General features: G+C 57.6%; 10 protein-coding genes. 3 read left to right on the top strand and 7 right to left on the bottom strand.

Annotated elements, in window-relative coordinates; genetic code table 11:
• Positions 1-6: 6 nt before the first annotated feature.
• The 3 genes from AC3ITY_RS16960 to AC3ITY_RS16950 all read right to left on the bottom strand — a co-directional run bounded on the left by AC3ITY_RS16960 (position 7) and on the right by AC3ITY_RS16950 (position 3,965).
• A complete protein-coding gene (locus AC3ITY_RS16960; RefSeq protein WP_489303809.1) occupies positions 7-1,290 on the bottom strand; it encodes a flavin-containing monooxygenase in 1,284 nt (427 codons plus the stop codon).
• A gap of 124 nt (positions 1,291-1,414) precedes the next feature.
• A complete protein-coding gene (locus AC3ITY_RS16955) occupies positions 1,415-2,341 on the bottom strand; it encodes a LysR family transcriptional regulator (protein WP_489303807.1) in 927 nt (308 codons plus the stop codon).
• Positions 2,342-2,984: 643 nt separating this feature from the next.
• Positions 2,985-3,965: a site-specific integrase gene (locus AC3ITY_RS16950; RefSeq protein ID WP_489303805.1), complete on the bottom strand. Its 981-nt coding sequence runs from the start codon at positions 3,963-3,965 to the stop codon at positions 2,985-2,987.
• Between the two features lie 181 nt (positions 3,966-4,146).
• Here AC3ITY_RS16950 and AC3ITY_RS16945 point away from each other — a divergent pair, with 181 nt between their 5' ends.
• Both AC3ITY_RS16945 and AC3ITY_RS16940 read left to right on the top strand, forming a co-directional pair.
• On the top strand, positions 4,147-5,154 hold the full coding sequence (locus AC3ITY_RS16945; RefSeq protein ID WP_489303803.1) for a DNA-binding protein: 1,008 nt from the start codon (positions 4,147-4,149) through the stop codon (positions 5,152-5,154).
• Positions 5,155-5,172: 18 nt separating this feature from the next.
• The gene (locus tag AC3ITY_RS16940; protein WP_489303801.1) at positions 5,173-5,385 is read left to right on the top strand and encodes a hypothetical protein; all 213 of its coding nucleotides are present in this window, start codon (positions 5,173-5,175) and stop codon (positions 5,383-5,385) included.
• A 251-nt stretch (positions 5,386-5,636) separates the two neighbouring features.
• On the opposite strand, the gene AC3ITY_RS16935 is transcribed toward AC3ITY_RS16940, so the two are convergent.
• Entirely contained in the window at positions 5,637-5,969 is a 333-nt protein-coding gene (locus AC3ITY_RS16935) for a hypothetical protein (RefSeq protein WP_169369629.1), read from the bottom strand.
• A gap of 468 nt (positions 5,970-6,437) precedes the next feature.
• Between AC3ITY_RS16935 and AC3ITY_RS16930 the strand changes: the two genes are divergently transcribed.
• A complete protein-coding gene (locus tag AC3ITY_RS16930; RefSeq protein ID WP_489303799.1) occupies positions 6,438-6,749 on the top strand; it encodes a hypothetical protein in 312 nt (103 codons plus the stop codon).
• Between the two features lie 432 nt (positions 6,750-7,181).
• On the opposite strand, the gene AC3ITY_RS16925 is transcribed toward AC3ITY_RS16930, so the two are convergent.
• Genes AC3ITY_RS16925 through AC3ITY_RS16915 form a run of 3 tightly spaced genes read right to left on the bottom strand, consistent with a single transcriptional unit; the run spans position 7,182 to position 15,496 of the window.
• Complete coding sequence (locus AC3ITY_RS16925; RefSeq protein WP_489303797.1) at positions 7,182-8,534, bottom strand: hypothetical protein; 1,353 nt, start codon at positions 8,532-8,534, stop codon at positions 7,182-7,184.
• On the bottom strand, positions 8,531-14,839 hold the full coding sequence (locus AC3ITY_RS16920) for an AAA domain-containing protein (RefSeq protein WP_489303795.1): 6,309 nt from the start codon (positions 14,837-14,839) through the stop codon (positions 8,531-8,533). The genes AC3ITY_RS16925 and AC3ITY_RS16920 overlap by 4 nt, the downstream gene beginning before the upstream one ends.
• 12 nt (positions 14,840-14,851) lie before the next feature.
• Positions 14,852-15,496 (bottom strand): 4Fe-4S single cluster domain-containing protein, encoded by a 645-nt coding sequence (locus AC3ITY_RS16915; RefSeq protein WP_489303793.1) that lies wholly within the window; start codon positions 15,494-15,496, stop codon positions 14,852-14,854.
• Positions 15,497-15,498: the final 2 nt, after the last annotated feature.

Raw genomic sequence — 15,498 nt, 5'->3', positions numbered from 1 at the left:
ATCCGATCAGGCGAGTTCAGGGAGGGAAGGGCAAGGCAGCAGGGCGAGTTCCATGACATCCAATTGGCTTTGGGTGTCCTGGTAGTTGCTCAGCCATTCGCGTTTGACGATATCGATGCGCGACTCGGCCGGTTGCAGCTTGGCGAACTTGGCGGCCAGGCCTTTCATGCCGGCAGCACGCAGTTTGAGGAAGCGCATGACCAGCTTGGTCTGGTCGCAGTACACCGGCCATTGCGGGCCTCGCGGTGCGCCGAGCCCGATGTAGAACAGGCCTTCCAGGTTGGTCGGCAGGGTCATCGCCGCGGTGCGCAGTGGAGTGCCGTCGCGCCATTGCAACAGGCCTTCATCCATGAATGGCAGACGCGTATTGAAGCCGGTGGCCCAGACGATGGTGTCGTAGTCGACCTGGCTGCCGTCGGTAAAGGTGACGGTCTTGCCATCGATGTGCTCGATGCCCGGCGCGACCTTGATGCGGCCATGCTGGATCCAGTACAGCAGCAGGGTGTTGACCACCGGTGGCTGCGCGTCCAGGTCATAGGTGTCCGGCGCGGGCATGCCGGGGTAATTCTTGTGGGAACCAACGGTGGCCATGATCAGCATGTTCATGACCATGTTCTGCTGCTCGGGCGGGAGTTGTCCGAGAAATGGCAGCTCGCCACGGGGTACGCCGAAAATGGTCTTGGGCTGGAACAGTTGGCCACGGCGGATGACGATGGTGGTGTCCAGGCGCGCCTGGGCGGCATCCACGGCGAGGTCGCAGCCGGAGTTGCCGAAGCCGACGACCAATACTTTGCCTTTCACCTGTTGGACGTTGCGGTACTCACCGGAATGGATCGACACACCGGTAAAGCGCTGACCGACTTCCGGGACCTTGCAATCCCATAAGTGACCGTTGGCAACCAGTACACCTGCGTAGTGCTTGCTGGTGCCGTCGGTGAGGGTCACTTGCCAACCGGCTTCGCCGTTTTCGCCCAGTGGAACCAGGCTGCGCACTTCGGTGTTGAACGAGATTTTCTCACGCAGGCCGAAGGTGTCGGTGTAGGCGTTCATGTACGCCTTGACCTGATCGCGGCTCGGATAAACCGGGTAGTCCGCAGGCATGGGGAACCCGTCGAAGCAGGAGCTGCTTTTCGGGGTGATCAGATGCAGGGCATCGTAGTCGGTGTTCCAGTGACCGCCGATGTTCCCGGACTTTTCAAAGCAGTCCACATGGAAACCGGCGTCGGTCATGGTCTTCAGTGCAGCGAGGCCAGCGGCCCCGGCGCCAATGATGCAATAGTGGTTGGACATTATGACTCCCCATTCCTCGAACGTTGGAAGCGCCTGTTTTTGGCGTCCGTGGTTTGAGTATCCGTCCAGGCAACGGACGGATGAATGGGCTAAGCCATGTGTGTCCTATAGGCATGCCCTATAGCTAGAGCGACTCCAGGTGCGCATACAGGCTTTGGATCCGGCTCAGGTGGCTGCGCATCAGGTTGATCAGCACGCGCGTCGGCGGAGAGATGGGTGTGTCGTGGCGGTGGATGAAGCCAAACACTTCGAAGATGGGCGGGTTGATCGGCACCCAGCCCAGGCGGTCGTTGAAGCCCAGCTGGTGGAGGATCGGGCGGGTGGCAATCACATCGCCCAACCCGCGCGCCGCCAGTTCGAACCCGGTGATCTGGTGCTCGACCTCGATGATCGGGTCCAGCACCTCGCCGCCCTTGGCTGCCAACTGTGCCAATAGTCGGCGAATGGGATCGCCGGTCCTCCAGCGCGCCTCGGTAAGGATCAGTGGCGCTACGGCCAGATCACTGATGGATTTTGGGCCCTTGAGCCGCTCAGGGTCCGCGCTGATGTAGCCCACCTGGGCCGACCACACCGGTTCGCTGACCGTCAGGTTCTGCTGCTTGATCGGCAGCATGACCAGGCCCGCTTCAATCTCGCCCTGGCTGACCAGCTCGGCGATTTCAGAAGAGTTATAGCCGACGATTTTGATGCGCATGTTCGGGTGCTGTGTGCGGAACTGCTCGATCAGGTCGGTGAGAAAGTAGTGATGCGCCGTGCCGAAGGTGCCAAAGCTGGCCACGCCACCCGACAGTTCACGCACGGCCTGTACGGCCTCGTAACCTTGTCTGGCAGAGGTCACCATGCCTTGGGCAAAGGGTTGTAGGCGACGTCCGGCCTCGGTCAGCATCAGTCGCCGATTGGTGCGAATAAATACATGGGTACCCAGATGCTCTTCCAGCCTGAGTATCTGCTCCGAGAGCGATGGCTGGGAGATGTGAAGACTTTCCGCTGCCTTGGAAAAAGTGCCGTGCTCGATCGCGGCGAGAAAGTAATTGAGTTGTTGCAGTGTCATATGACTGGACCATCACGGATTTTCACTCAACATGACACATATCGAACGTATCGCGAAGCTGGCCTTTTCGGTTGCTTTGTAAGTCGCTCAGGTTAAGTCGCCATCCTCGCCCGCGATGCAGCTCGAGCGACAACCATGCTGTGCACCAATCGGATGACATTCAGTTCCAGGGACCCTATGTCGTTCCTTCCCGTTTAGAAGAACCGACTTCCAATCAATTTCCGAAGGCGCATAAAGCGGTTCTGCAACTGCGTGCGTCAGAATATCCTAAGCGTAGAACCTTGAACCCCGAGAACCTCGGTAACCTCGACGCTGCGATAGAAACCAATGACACCAGGCTCCACCAGCTCTCGTAGTTTTGCCAGTATTCTGGCCACATCCCAAACAATCGTTTTGTTATGCCTGTTTTGACCAATATAGGAGAAGCCTTGATTGGGGAACGGGCATATGGCTCTATGAAATGTATTAATCCACCTAAGGGGTCAGCGATAGAGTGTCGCTTGCACCATGCCGAAGTCGGCTTGAGCATCGCGATAAAAGAGTTGGGTCGCAAGTGCTGTTGCGGTATCTGCCGAGGGCACAATGGCCTACGAAAATCGGTGCACCCAGAACCGTGCCCCTACCCATGTGACCTCATCCGACCTTAGGGTTTTTCAGCCACTGTCAACGCATGCGCTTGAGGAATAGCTGATGATGTGAACGGCCGACCTGCCGCCAAGTCCCCAAAGGAATCTGCCGGATCGATGTAGCGCATGGCTGACTTCATGTCCTTCCAGCCGACGTAGGTCATCAGCGCTTTAATGTCCCAGCCATTCGCCGCCGCCCAGGTGGCAAACCCACGCCGCATGGAGTGACTGCTATAAAGATCAGCCGAAACTCCTGTCTGCTCGAAGATGCGGCGAAGTAGGGGTATCAAGCTGTTCGAATTGATGCCTGCCTCGGCGAGATTGCCCCAGCGATCCAACTTCCTGAACACCGGCCCACGCGCAATGCCGGCCGCGGTAATCCAGTTGATATAGGCTTGAACTGGGCATAGTTTTTTTAAGGCTGGGGTGTGGAATGTCGTCCCCATGTGTTGTCGATCGCCCTTTGTGTACGGCAGATAGAAAGTGATGCCTATCCCTGACTCCGCTTGGGTGTGCTCGACTTGCAAACGAGCCAGTTCGTCACCCCGGAACCCCCGCCAGAACCCAATCAGCACCAGAGCGATGTCTCGCCTATGCCTGATCACACTTCCAAATTCGCCGCGCTCAGCCGCGAGAGCCGCCTTTCGCTCAAGCCACCCCACCGCTTGTTCCAGATGATGTAGAAGGAGGGGGGCGGCCTGTTTCTCTTGGGCAGGATGCAATGTCCGAATGCCCTTGATCATTTGCTTAACGGTCGGCGTTTTGGTGGGATCGGGGAATCCCTGGGTGATGTGCCACTGAGCCAGGGCGGCCAGGCGCTGCTTCAGCGTGCTGATGGTGTGCTGGTCGGCGTACTCGGCGAGGTAACGCACGATGCCATCGCCAGTCGTGGGGAGAAAGCCGCCCCAGGTCACTTCGAAGTGTTCCACCGCCGCACGGTAGCTACGCCGAGTGTTCTCCCGGGTGCCGGCCTGCAGGTAACGATCCGCCTTGTTCATCTCGACCCCTCTACGCCAAACGTACCTTTTCCGACGCTGGAAAAGGCGAAAAACGGCTCTATGATGCGATAACGCTCGATTATTTTATCAAAGATCTCTGTTCATATTATTCTTTTTTAAATAGAAAAGTGCTATGTATATACGTGGTATGTAGAACAGTACGAAATCGTAGGAGCAAAAAATGGCGCGCGGCGGAATCAACAAGGCAATTGTCCTGGAGGCTAGGAAGGCACTGCTCGCTCGGGGAGAGAATCCGAGCATCGACGCCGTACGCATCGAACTGGGTAATACCGGCTCGAAGACGACCATTCACCGTTATTTGAAGGAAATTGAAGATTTTGATCCCAGGCCGCGGGCATCCCGAGAACGATTAAGTGATGAGCTCACCGAGCTTGTGGCTGGCTTGTTAGAGCGAATGACGGAGGAGGGAGGTCAGGCTCTCGCGCACGCCCAGGCGGGTTTCGACGAGCGTCGCCTCGAGCTGGAGCAAAAGTTCGACGGTTTGAATGCCGAGCTCGCCTTATTGCAACGTCAGTTCAATAGTCAGAAGGTGGCATTGGAGGCTCAAACGGATGAGCTTCAGATTTGTCAGACAAGCCTGCAAGCCGAGCTCACCCGCAATGCGCGCCTTAGCCAAAATTGCAGTGATCTCGAACTGCGCGTGCAGGAGAAGGATGAGCAGATCCGTTCTCTGGAAGAAAAGCACCTGCATTCACGCGATGCGCTGGAACATTACCGCAACGCGGTCAAGGAGCAGCGGGAGCAGGAACAACAGCGCCACGAAGGGCAGGTGCAACAAGTTCAGGTTGAGCTACGACAGCTCCAGCAGACTTTAATGCTTAAGCAGGATGAACTGACTCGACTCAACAGAGATAACGAGCGCCTACTGAGTGAGGCTCGCCAGCAGAGCAAAGCGGTCGCGTCGCAGGAAGACTCGGTGCTTCGATTGGCCGGTGAGATTACTGCAATGAAGACAGCGGTTGCCAAGGCAGACGGAGCGAAGGAAGCGTTTCAAGAGCAGCTCAGTGTGTCGCGCACCGAATCTAAGCGACTGGAGGAGGGCCTGGCGCAGGCAAGCGCGCAATTGGCCGAAGCCCAAAGATTGTCGGAACAATATTCTGCGGAGCTCACTCAGCTACGGCAAACCACGGATCATCCACGCACTGACAAAGAAAGCTCCACAAGATAAGGCCAGAGGAGAGTTAGATTGATCAAATTTGACGCGGTGTGTAGCGGTTCTGTTGCAAGCACTTCTGACCTGAAATATGCGCATGAGCGCCTGAATCAGATGGTTTACTCGGACGATTGTTCGGGGCCACTGAAGCGCGCCGGGCGACTCAAGTCTCAAGCGAAGAAGGTGGCGCCCAAAATGAGCAGGGGGAGTCTTGATGCGTATAAGGGTAAAGAAACGCCGCTGTGAATTTCTAGGTATTGTTTTGAGTTGCATACTAAGTACACATTCCGCGTTCGCTTGCACAGCGCTGTAACTGTAAGCGACCATCACATATCAGCGATGGCAATTGGGCATAAATTGCGACGGCGACAGGCCGTACTGGGGCGATTTCCGCCAGTGACGTCAGGCCTGGATCCCCCATCCTAGAGAGATCGTTCGGGTCAGCCACCAAATGAAAGGCGTTCCACGCCCAGCCCGCAAGCCTCGTGAAAATTCTCTTACATCGACTTGATCGAAACCACTTTCACAAATCGGAATTTTTTCTTGGCCGCCCTAGTAGCTTCTTGCTCGGCTAGGAGGGTACTTAGCGTATCGGCCTCATGGACCATCTCGTGCGTCTCGCCTTCAAATTCATTGCCCACTCGAAGCGTGACTCTCAGCCTGGGTGTAAATGTTTTCGCGACTTTCTTTTTCTCTGCCACTTTCGCCGGCTGCGTGATCACGATATCCGAGACAGGCTTTTGCACTGGAGGCTCACTGCATTGCGGGGCTTGCTCGCTACCACCGAACAGCGCCCGGCGCATTTCTTCTTCAGTTAAATCTGGATTCATGCCAATTCTCAGAGGGGTGTTATGGGTTGCTAGTGCGATTCTATCAGCATGGCGAATTTATCCAGTCGAGAGTCCCGTCTGCTCAGGTCTAATCCCCTGCAACCACGGCTGGAGGATTTAGGTTCGCTATTTATCGATACGGCTACTTGAGGTCGAACCACTGCTAACTGGGGCGACGGATAGTACTCGTAACTTTTGACGTGTTCATATCAGCCGCGACTTTTCTTCAGGGAGAACCTCCATATCGAAGGACCACTTCCCAAAACAGACATTCGAGAAAGGCAGAAATTGGCTAATTTTTGCCTGTCGCCACTGCTATCGTTGGGTCGAAAGGTGCCTGTCAGCAGGGGCTGCAACCGCCTCAAGCAAACACTGTGGCGTCAATGTTGCTGCATCAAACGGTTCAATAGGTCCGGCTCGCAAGTTGTATGCTGACGTCTTGATTCAAGACATAGGTAGAGGGCAGCAATGAAGATCACGGGAAGAGTCGAGATCGAGACCGTCATTGACGTCTTGTGTGATGCATGCAGCAGTTCCACACGTTCTGAGAATGGCGGACTTCAATATGCCAGCCTCCACGCTCACTGGGGTTATGGCACCAGACATGACGGCGAGCGGTATGAGTTGCATCTCTGTGAGGACTGCTTCTTCAAGACCATTGCTTACCTTAAGCAGGAACGGCGGACCGAGAATTTGTTCAGCGACAAAGCTGCTGACGCCCCTGATGATTTTGGCTTGGTCGCAAGGGACAATTTCTTCGGAGACGAGGGGAGTCGTTAGGCCGTCCATTGTTTATCTGTCTTCGTACCGCTCCCGAACAACAAGCACTTAGGGAAAGCGTCTGCTCTTGGCCCAGAGTGTGTAAAAACGCGTCGCCAAAATTGAAGTGTGCGCATCTACGTTAAATCTGAAATTTATCGGCACATCAGCAGATGTGGATTTTGCGTAGAAGCGCGATTTTCAGTCTGGTTTTGAGTACCTGTCGCGCTGAAAAACATTTTTACACAGCCTCGGCCGATTGCGGTCTGTCACGAAGGCTGCAATCGACTCTGAGCGAGCACGCGTTATCGCCAGCTTAGCGTGTTTTTAAGGCCCGCACTGAATGCTGTGTTCAGTAAAAATAATGTTAGGCGATGGGCTTCACGTCGTAACCAAATCAGTTACAGACAATGTGAGAAAGCCACGCTTACGAGAGCGTTGCACTGTAGTGTTTTATACTGTTTTTTGCTGAGCAATGACCGCTTCCGCGACCTGTATGGAAGCGCTCGCTTCTTTGAGCGGAACTTCACCTACTGAGAGGGAGCGCTCGATCAATAACTCGCTGCCCCTGTCTTTTAACAGCGCTTGTAACCGCTTAAACTCGCTACACCAAATAGTTTCAATATCTCGATCCCGGGTTTTGTCACGGTCACCGCTGAGAGCTACTGCACGAACCTGCAGACGACCATTGTCAGCCTTGCCGCCGACTTCTACGCCATAGCCGGGAGTGGCTACTTTACGCAGCACGACCTTACCAGTTTCCGCCCAAGCGGTCGCCATGCCTTCGCGTACTTCGTAGCCGAGGCTGGCCAATCCACTTAGCACGGCTTCGCGGCGGGCCAGGGCCGCCTCGGCCTGCAAATGGGTTGCGATAAAGGCTTCACACTGCTCGGTCAGTCCCGCAATCGTCTCTAGGTTGGTGACAGTAGTACAGGTGCTGATTTGACTTAACAGCGCGGTATAGTCAGTACCTGCCTGTGTTTCCATTTCGCTGGCCAAGTCCTGTAGCCGTTCGAGGCTCTCTCGCTTGTTTTTGAAAGTACGAGTGGATGAGACCAAGTCGAGGACGAGACTGTCGAGCAGCAGATTACGCCGTTGCGATTCGGGTTCCGCCTCGGCTCTTTCCTGCGCCTGAAGGAATGACGCGGCGCTGTCGGTACCCTGCAGCAGCTGCAGTTCAGCGATGTGTCGGTTTATGCGTTGCAGGCGTATATCGGGCAAGGTTTCAGGGTGTCGGGCAGCCATCCATTCGCTCAAGGAGTTCGGAGTGTCATCGACCTTGAGTTGCTGTGCCAAAGCTCGCTGGGTTTCGCTGAGCGTCTCTTTCTGATCGGCCTTGGCCAATTGGGCGAAACCCGCAGCCAGCAGACGCTCGCCATCTTCCTTGATGATGCCGTTGGCCAATTGCGTGAGAGAACGCAACAGGTCTTGATCGGCGCCTTCGGAGCGCGCTTGCAATGCCTCGAGCAATGTTGCGGCGTTCTCCTTAAGGCGTCGTTCGCGTTGGCGTCGCTGAGCGGCACGAATAATCGCGCGTTCTTCGCGATCCTCCAGGTCTCGGCGTAGGTGCTCGATCTCGGCCGGTACGGCCTTCTGCAGCTCAGCAAAGCGCTCTTGCGCCAACAGGGCGCGCAGGCGATCGCGTCGGGCGAAGGTGGCGACGCGCTCCTGTTCGTTCAGCTCTCCGACCTTACTGGCTTGCGCCTGCCAACGTGCCAAGACCAGCTCCAGGCGTTGTAGGTGGCCTTCGCAGATGGCGATGATTTCTTCTCGGGTGACAATGCGAACGACCTTCGGACCACTCATAGGCAGGTTTCCGTATCGGCTGTAGTTGGCGTCTGTTGTGACGGGGGCGCGGCCTGCATGGCCTGTTCAATGGCTTCACGCAGGCGTGCACGCTCGCTTTCACCATTGTGATACCAAGCCTGTGACGAGACTCGGTGAATATGAGGGATGGCACGGTGCAGTACGGTCGGACGCCAGATTTCCCGGGCGCGGGCGCGCTCTAGTAGTGCGTGGCACGGGGCATCGCATTCGATGCCGATGCCGTATAGGCCCGTGCTTGCGTTCTCGATGGCGAAGTCGAGACCGAAGGCGTCGCCCTCGCTGGCAGGGGCGGCCAGCCAGCCCAGGGAGTGAATAAACTCGCCGACCAGTCTGACGAAACCATCACGGCGTTGGCCTTGTTCTCGTTGCTGGCCGTTTCGGTCTGTCTGCAGGCGCTCAAGCAGTTTACCGCTACTACCGAACTCACCCGCGGAGAGCGCGCGCGCGTACTCCAGATAGCCTTGCAAATAGTCACGCGGGCTGATCGGCGCGCGGTGTGTGTTGAGCATGTCGGAGATATCGGCGATCGGCATCGAGGTGATCATCACCACCTTGCGTCGTGCACGGGTCACCGCCACATTGAGGCGACGCTCGCCGCCGGTCTGTCCGAGTACACCAAAGCTGCGACGGAAGGTGCCTTGACTGTTGCGACCGAAAGTCGAAGAGAAGACGATGACGTCGCGCTCATCGCCCTGTACGTTTTCCACGTTTTTGACGAACACCGACATATCCTCGCCGTCCTCACTGCGTTCGCGCTCTTCGGTGTAGGCAGCACGGAAAAGTTCGTCCTGTTCCGCACGCTGCTCCAAGTGCTCCTCGATTAACTCTGCCTGCTTTCGGTTGAACGTGACCACGCCGACCGAGGGACGCAGATCGTAGGGTTGCTGCCAGAGTTCATTGAGATACTCGACGACACGTTCGGCTTCCTCGGCGTTACTCTGGTTCTGGTATAGCCCCCCGACCTCGATCAGCTCCAGAGGCTTGATACGCAGGATGTTCGCTTGCGGATGACGGACCGGGACGTTAAGACGGTTGCCGTAGAATGATGCATTGGAGAAGCCGATCAACTCGCGGTAGGCCGAACGGTAGTGGATCTGCAATGTGGTGTTGGGCAGGGCGGTGCGCGCCAATTGCAGCAAGTCAGGGCAGTCCTTGATCTCGCGACGGTTCCAGGTGTCTTCGAAGGCTTCGCGTTGTTCCTCGTCAGCGTCAGCGTCAGGCTCGTCGCCATCGAATGTTTCGGCTTCGTCGCTTTCGATGCGGCTGGAGAAAAAAGCAGTCGGCGGCATCTGTTTCTCATCGCCGCTGACCACGGTGATCTGACCTCTAAACAGGGTCGGCAAGGCGAATTCCACAGGCATCTGCGAAGCTTCGTCGTAGATTACGGTATCGAACAGGCCGGCCTTAAGCGGCAGCACACGGCTGGCCACGTCCGGGTTCATCAACCATACCGGACGTAAGCTCATTAGGCCGAGGTGGCTGCCCAGTTCGATGAATTCGCGCAGGCGCCGCGAGCGCTTGCCCGTTAGTCGGGTGACGTCCTCCCACTGTTTGTGATTGCCCAGGCGAGTAAGGTCGATGCCGTTGGCGAGTAACTCTCGGTTGAGCACACGCATCTGCGCGTCGGCTTGAGCGAGGCTGGCCACCTTTGTCCGAGCCTCATCCTGACTGAACAGCAGTTCGGGGTGGGCCTGCTCAAGTCGATGTTTCCAACCTAGTCGCGCTTCGCGATTAAGCAACCGTCTTACGGCGGCCTCCAGTTGCTCGGGTGCGATGCCGTCCAATTGCTCCTGGCGCTGTCTCAGCAGTGCGAGTAGCTCCAGATCCGGCTCGGCCAGCTGACTAGCGCGGCCACGGAATGACTGATAGGCGGCGAGAAACGGCTGCGCCTCATGCAGGCGATCAAGCGTCAATTGATTGTTCAGGTTGTGCGCGATGGCGTGTTGCAGTTGTTGCACCAGCTCATCGCCCAGCCAATCACCGAGCACTTTGAGCTGGTCAAGGCTGGACTGGCGGACCCCGTGGCGCATCAACGAGGCGTCAAGATTATTGAGAAGCGCCTCGAGGTGCTGCTTGTCTCCAGCCAGGACGGCCTCGTCGGCTTCCTCAGGGCGCGGCGATTGCGCTATGGCGTGGGCCAGCGCCTGGATCTCTAGTAGGTGGCGGATGTCGCTCTTCACTGCGCTGACCAACTCCAGGCAGGCTTGCTGGCTCACGGTCTCCAGCTCAAGTACCTGATGCAGTGTCGCCAACTCGGCGCGCAGAGGACGCCACTGAATTTCCAGGTGGATCGCGGCATGCAGAGTCGGGAGGACATCAGCAGCGAGACTTTGCTCTTGCTCTTGAAGAAAGTTGCGCAAGCGCTTGCGCCGCAGCAGATGCAACGGGTTGATGTTCGCCAGCCAGGTTCGGGTAGCCATGACTTTGGCGCAGTCGTGCTCCAAATGCCTGAGTGTCTTGCTCTCAACCAGACTCAGCGCTGGCGATAGCGTGGCTGCGAAGTGGCCCTGGTCCAGCTGACCGAGCTGCTGATCGAGCTGGCGTAATTCGCCGAGAATCGACTCACCTCTCGGCGCCTGGCCGACTTCGCGGCTGCGGAACAATGGCAGCCAGCGCGCCAAGCGTAGGCGTTGCTCTTCTTTCAAATCGAGCAGAGTAGCGACATGGGACGCTATCCAACTACGGTACGGCGTCGGATCGTCAATTTCGAAGCTGGCCGAATGCGTCTGCAGCGTTGCCTGACGGTTAATTTCGGCCTGGGTGAAACTGTTCAGGTTGTCAGTGAAGGCCTGCAAGGTCGCACGGTCGGCGGCGAATGGCTTCAACTGCTTCAACAGGCTGCCTTCGAAGCGAGAGGGTAGCCACAGACGTATCAGAGGGGCGCAGTTTTCCTCTAAACGCGTCAGGCTGGCGAGGTCCAGTGTTACCAAGCGTTGACGTAAGGCCGGGAACTCGATTGGCTCAGGACCTGCCTCCAATTCAATCAGCTCGCCCAGCAGTTGGCGATAACTGAGGCCGGTGCTTTCATCTAGACGGTGCAAGCTCTGGTGGAAGCGGTCGAGTTCACCCTCTAGGGCTTCGATACGGGCAGCGATCTGCTCGCGTTGTCGCTGCCAACTTGGCGGCCGAGTGCCGTCAGCGAACAAACGCTCCAGCTGTTCGCGGATGCTACGGATAACCGGTTCGCGGTCGCGGTTGACGTCATTGAGCATAACGATGCGTTGGCCCAGACCTTCAGCCACTAGGCGTTTGTACACCACTTCTAGCGCGGCATGCTTCTGGCAAACAACAAGCAGGCTGCGCTGACGGCCGATGGCGTCGGCGACCATATTGACGATGGTCTGGCTCTTACCTGTACCTGGCGGCCCCTCAACAAGTAGCCCTGGACTATGTCGTGCCTGGATCACCGCCGCTTCCTGGGACGGGTCGCTGGCAACAGTGAAGAACCGCTGCAACTCGTTTGGTGATGTCTCAGGCACAGCTGCATCGGCTACTTTGAGGCGCAATGCAGTTTCCAGGCCGGTGCCGACAGGCGACAGATTCTTCAGCTGGCGCAAGTCTTCGCCGATCGCCTGCCCCATGAAAGTCACATGAAAAAGTACCGCAGCGCAGCTCAGTTCATCTTGGTAAGGAGCAATTTCCACGGTACTGGGCGGTAAACTGCCGAGCGCCCGCGAGCGGATGTTAGCGAGCATACGGAAGGCATCCATCACATCCGCCGCGCGGATCGACGAGCGACCTAGTAGTTCATCGGCGGTCTTACGCCAACGCTTGAAGGTTTCGGCACCGAGCACGCTTTCCAAGGCAGGGTTGAGCCGAGTTTCTTCACGCTCGCTGTCAAACGCCAGGGCGGCGTGCCCACGGCTGCCCAGTTCAAGCTGCAGCTTAACCGGCCACAGCAACAACGGGATGATCCGCGTACGCGTGGTACCGCGTGCATCGCGGTTGAGCAGGAATGGGAAACCCAAATAAAGGCCATCAATACCGGTGTCGCGTTTGTACAGCGCGCTCTGCCGGTACAGGGCATGCAGGCGTGATTCCAGTTGGTTGTTGAGCTGGAAGCTTTCCGGGTCCAGGTTCACCGCATTGGCATTGCGTTGCAACAGATGGTCGAGCAAGGCCGCAGCCGGACTGCGTTCGCTGTTCAGTTCGTTGACGTCAACGCGGGCGGTGGTCTTGCCAATGCTCATGCGCACCAACGGACCGCGCATCACGGCGGTCACTACCTTCTTCTCGAAGAACTCGAGGATCTGCGACACATACTGCTGTTTCTGTGGCTCCAGCCACTGGTTGGACGGAATGGCTAGCAGTACCAACATCTGAGCCAATGGCATGCGCCGCTCCAGACGGAACTGCTCGGCCCATTGGTCCACTGTCGCCACGCCGGAGCGGGCGAAACCGCGAATGCGCTCATCGACACTACGGTACAACTCCAGACGTGAATGCAGCAGCAGTTCACCCGCAGTCTCAGTATCGAACCAGCTGACGTCGGCGGTCTTGGCCAGTTCGGCGGCCTCCTCGATGATCGAGCTGGCTGAACGGAACTGGCTAATCGCGGCACTGAGCAGCACAATTAGATCCTCTTCCGCGATTACCCGGCGCTCTGAAAGTGACTGCAGCCCCGGGTGATCGGTGTCGGGAAGTAGTCGTTGGCGCTCCTGCCACTGCGTCGCCAACTTGGCACGCGAGGTCGATAGCAAGTAAATCCGTAACGGCTCCTCGACCAGCTCGATATGTTGATGCAAGGCACGCTGACGGACGATTTCCACGCGGGTCTTCAGGCGCGACAGCCAATGGTCAGTCTGTAGCTGCTCGAGCAGATCTGGAACCGAACCGCTGATCAGGCGATAGCCTTCCAGGGGGTGTTCCAGCAACCATCCCGGGGTCACGATCTCGCCGCGATGAATTAAGGGGATTTCTGGATTGAGAGCCTTCAGTGCCAGCATCAGGCGGAAGTCATCCTCGATGCCTTCGTGTTGAACGATCTGACGCAAACCTGCGACCAGGGAAGGCGCCAAGCTGACCTGCTCGGCCCAGGTCACTATTACCCCACGAAGCAGGTGGTCGAGGGCCTGTTGCCAGTTGTCCGTCTGTGCCGCTGCTAGGGCGAATACGCCGGGCAAGTGATAGCGGCGCGGTCCTAACTGCAGCGTAGCGCCTTCGCCCTCATCATTCTGTTGAACGGAGGAGGGCGGTGCCTCTACCGCAATACCGTTAAGCCAGGCCTCGACCTGCGGCCATTGCCAGCGCTGGTGGCGGTCGCGTGCCAACAGCCCACGCAGCAGCAAATGGAGTTGCGGGTCGAGGTCGTCGGGGATCGGCACGCCGTTTGCCAGTACGTGGATCAGGAAGGCATTGGCATTGATGCCACTGAAGCAGGCACCCTGCGTCAGTTGCTCGAGCAGAATCATGCCCATGCTCCACCAGTCTGAGGCGGCTGCAACGCCACCTGCAATGGCCTCTGGCGCCATGTAACGACTGGTTTCTAGGGGCGAGACGATATCCAGGTCGAACTCCGACAGGCGTGCCGAGCCGAAGCCGCTGATCACCAGGTCCAGCGGTTCGCGGGAGCGAACGAGAAGGCTGGCGGGGCGCAGGTCGCGATGGCGCAGGCCGGCCTCATTGAACACATGTAGCGCCTGGCCCAATTCGCTGACTACGTGACGTACGCTGGCGTTATCGCGAATGACGCTGCCAAGGTCAGCCAGGGTCCCACTGCTAAGTTCCTCAATAACTTCGTAGGCGCGATCATTCCAGCGACCGGTGACGATGATCTCGGGTACATGCTCGCGAGGCAACCGGCGTATCACATCGTAGATCACCGGATCCGGCTCAGAGCCGGATCGATACAAGGTCAATACCGCTTGTTGCGCGGTTTCGTTGTGCTCGACGAGGTAGCGCTCACGAACGCCGTCGGTGTTGCTGATTTCTCGAACCAAGCGCCAGCCATCGATCAGGGTTTCCGTGACTGCTTCTGATTCGCCGCTGTCTGGCACGGAAGCGGAAGGTACCGATTGCGCGAGCTCGCCGCCACATTCGTGGCACATCAGGTCGCCTAGGTCCATCGGGTGACCATTTTCACAAAGCAAGGCCGTTGCGTTGTCCGGTGCTGGGCTCACTCTAGCGATGGTCTCCTGAGTCGTAATGGCCTGGGGGCGCCATCCTTCAGGGTGGATGGGTTCTCCAGCGAGATCCCAGCCACAGGCCATCTCGAAGATGGATCCCTCGCAGAACATCTCCTGAAGCGAGCGCTCGGTGTTGCAATTGGGGCAGAAACGAATCATGGGGTACTCCATTCAGCGGCGTCGCGATGCGTGAGCGCTGATCTGTAATTGATGGCCCTGGTCCTGCAGTAGGTCGCGCAAACGCAGCAAATCACCGCGCCGAGGAATACCGGCCATCCACACGCTGCCCGTCTCGTCGAACATTAGGTCGAGTGCCTTGTCGGTGGTCATCAGTAGGCGTTCAAAGTCGCCCAAGCGCGCCCGACCCAAGGGGGTAAGCAGATTAAGGCGTTGGTTGTCACTTCCGCGCAGAGCCATAGTTTGGCTGAGGGCTTCGTCGTAGGGGTCGCTGATCAACGCATCGATCAGGCCGTTGGCCTGGCGCAGTTGGTCGTCGAGTTGTTCCAGGGAATAACCGCTGTAAACGAGAATATCGACCTGACTAAGACGACGCAGGCCTTGGAGCAGGCGGATCAAGGCATCAAACTGATCGAACGGTTCGCCGCCTGAAATCGTGATGCCGTCTGCCACGTCCAGCCAGGGCGTAATCTGATCCAGCAGTTGTGCCGTCGACAGTCGACGCTGCCCTGGCCCCCATGTATCGGCAGAAATACAGCCAGGACAGCGGATGCTGCAGCCTTGAAACCAGATGCCCAGGCGTCGGCCGGGGCCCAGGGTAGTGATCGGGAAATGCACGCGCGACAGGCTCAAGTCCATGC

It is taken from the genome of Pseudomonas sp. GL_091 (assembly GCF_057837725.1).
Note: the sequence above shows the minus strand (reverse complement) of the source record. Positions and strands in the feature narration are given on the sequence as shown.

Bases quoted from the DNA above. Each gene is read 5' to 3' on its own strand.
- AC3ITY_RS16960 (WP_489303809.1), bottom strand. From the start codon at position 1,290: ATGTCCAACCACTATTGCATCATTGGCGCCGGGGCCGCTGGCCTCGCT.
- AC3ITY_RS16955 (WP_489303807.1), bottom strand. From the start codon at position 2,341: ATGACACTGCAACAACTCAATTACTTTCTCGCCGCGATCGAGCACGGC.
- AC3ITY_RS16950 (WP_489303805.1), bottom strand. From the start codon at position 3,965: ATGAACAAGGCGGATCGTTACCTGCAGGCCGGCACCCGGGAGAACACT.
- AC3ITY_RS16945 (WP_489303803.1), top strand. From the start codon at position 4,147: ATGGCGCGCGGCGGAATCAACAAGGCAATTGTCCTGGAGGCTAGGAAG.
- AC3ITY_RS16935 (WP_169369629.1), bottom strand. From the start codon at position 5,969: ATGAATCCAGATTTAACTGAAGAAGAAATGCGCCGGGCGCTGTTCGGT.
- AC3ITY_RS16930 (WP_489303799.1), top strand. From the start codon at position 6,438: ATGAAGATCACGGGAAGAGTCGAGATCGAGACCGTCATTGACGTCTTG.
- AC3ITY_RS16925 (WP_489303797.1), bottom strand. From the start codon at position 8,534: ATGAGTGGTCCGAAGGTCGTTCGCATTGTCACCCGAGAAGAAATCATC.
- AC3ITY_RS16920 (WP_489303795.1), bottom strand. From the start codon at position 14,839: ATGATTCGTTTCTGCCCCAATTGCAACACCGAGCGCTCGCTTCAGGAG.
- AC3ITY_RS16915 (WP_489303793.1), bottom strand. From the start codon at position 15,496: ATGGACTTGAGCCTGTCGCGCGTGCATTTCCCGATCACTACCCTGGGC.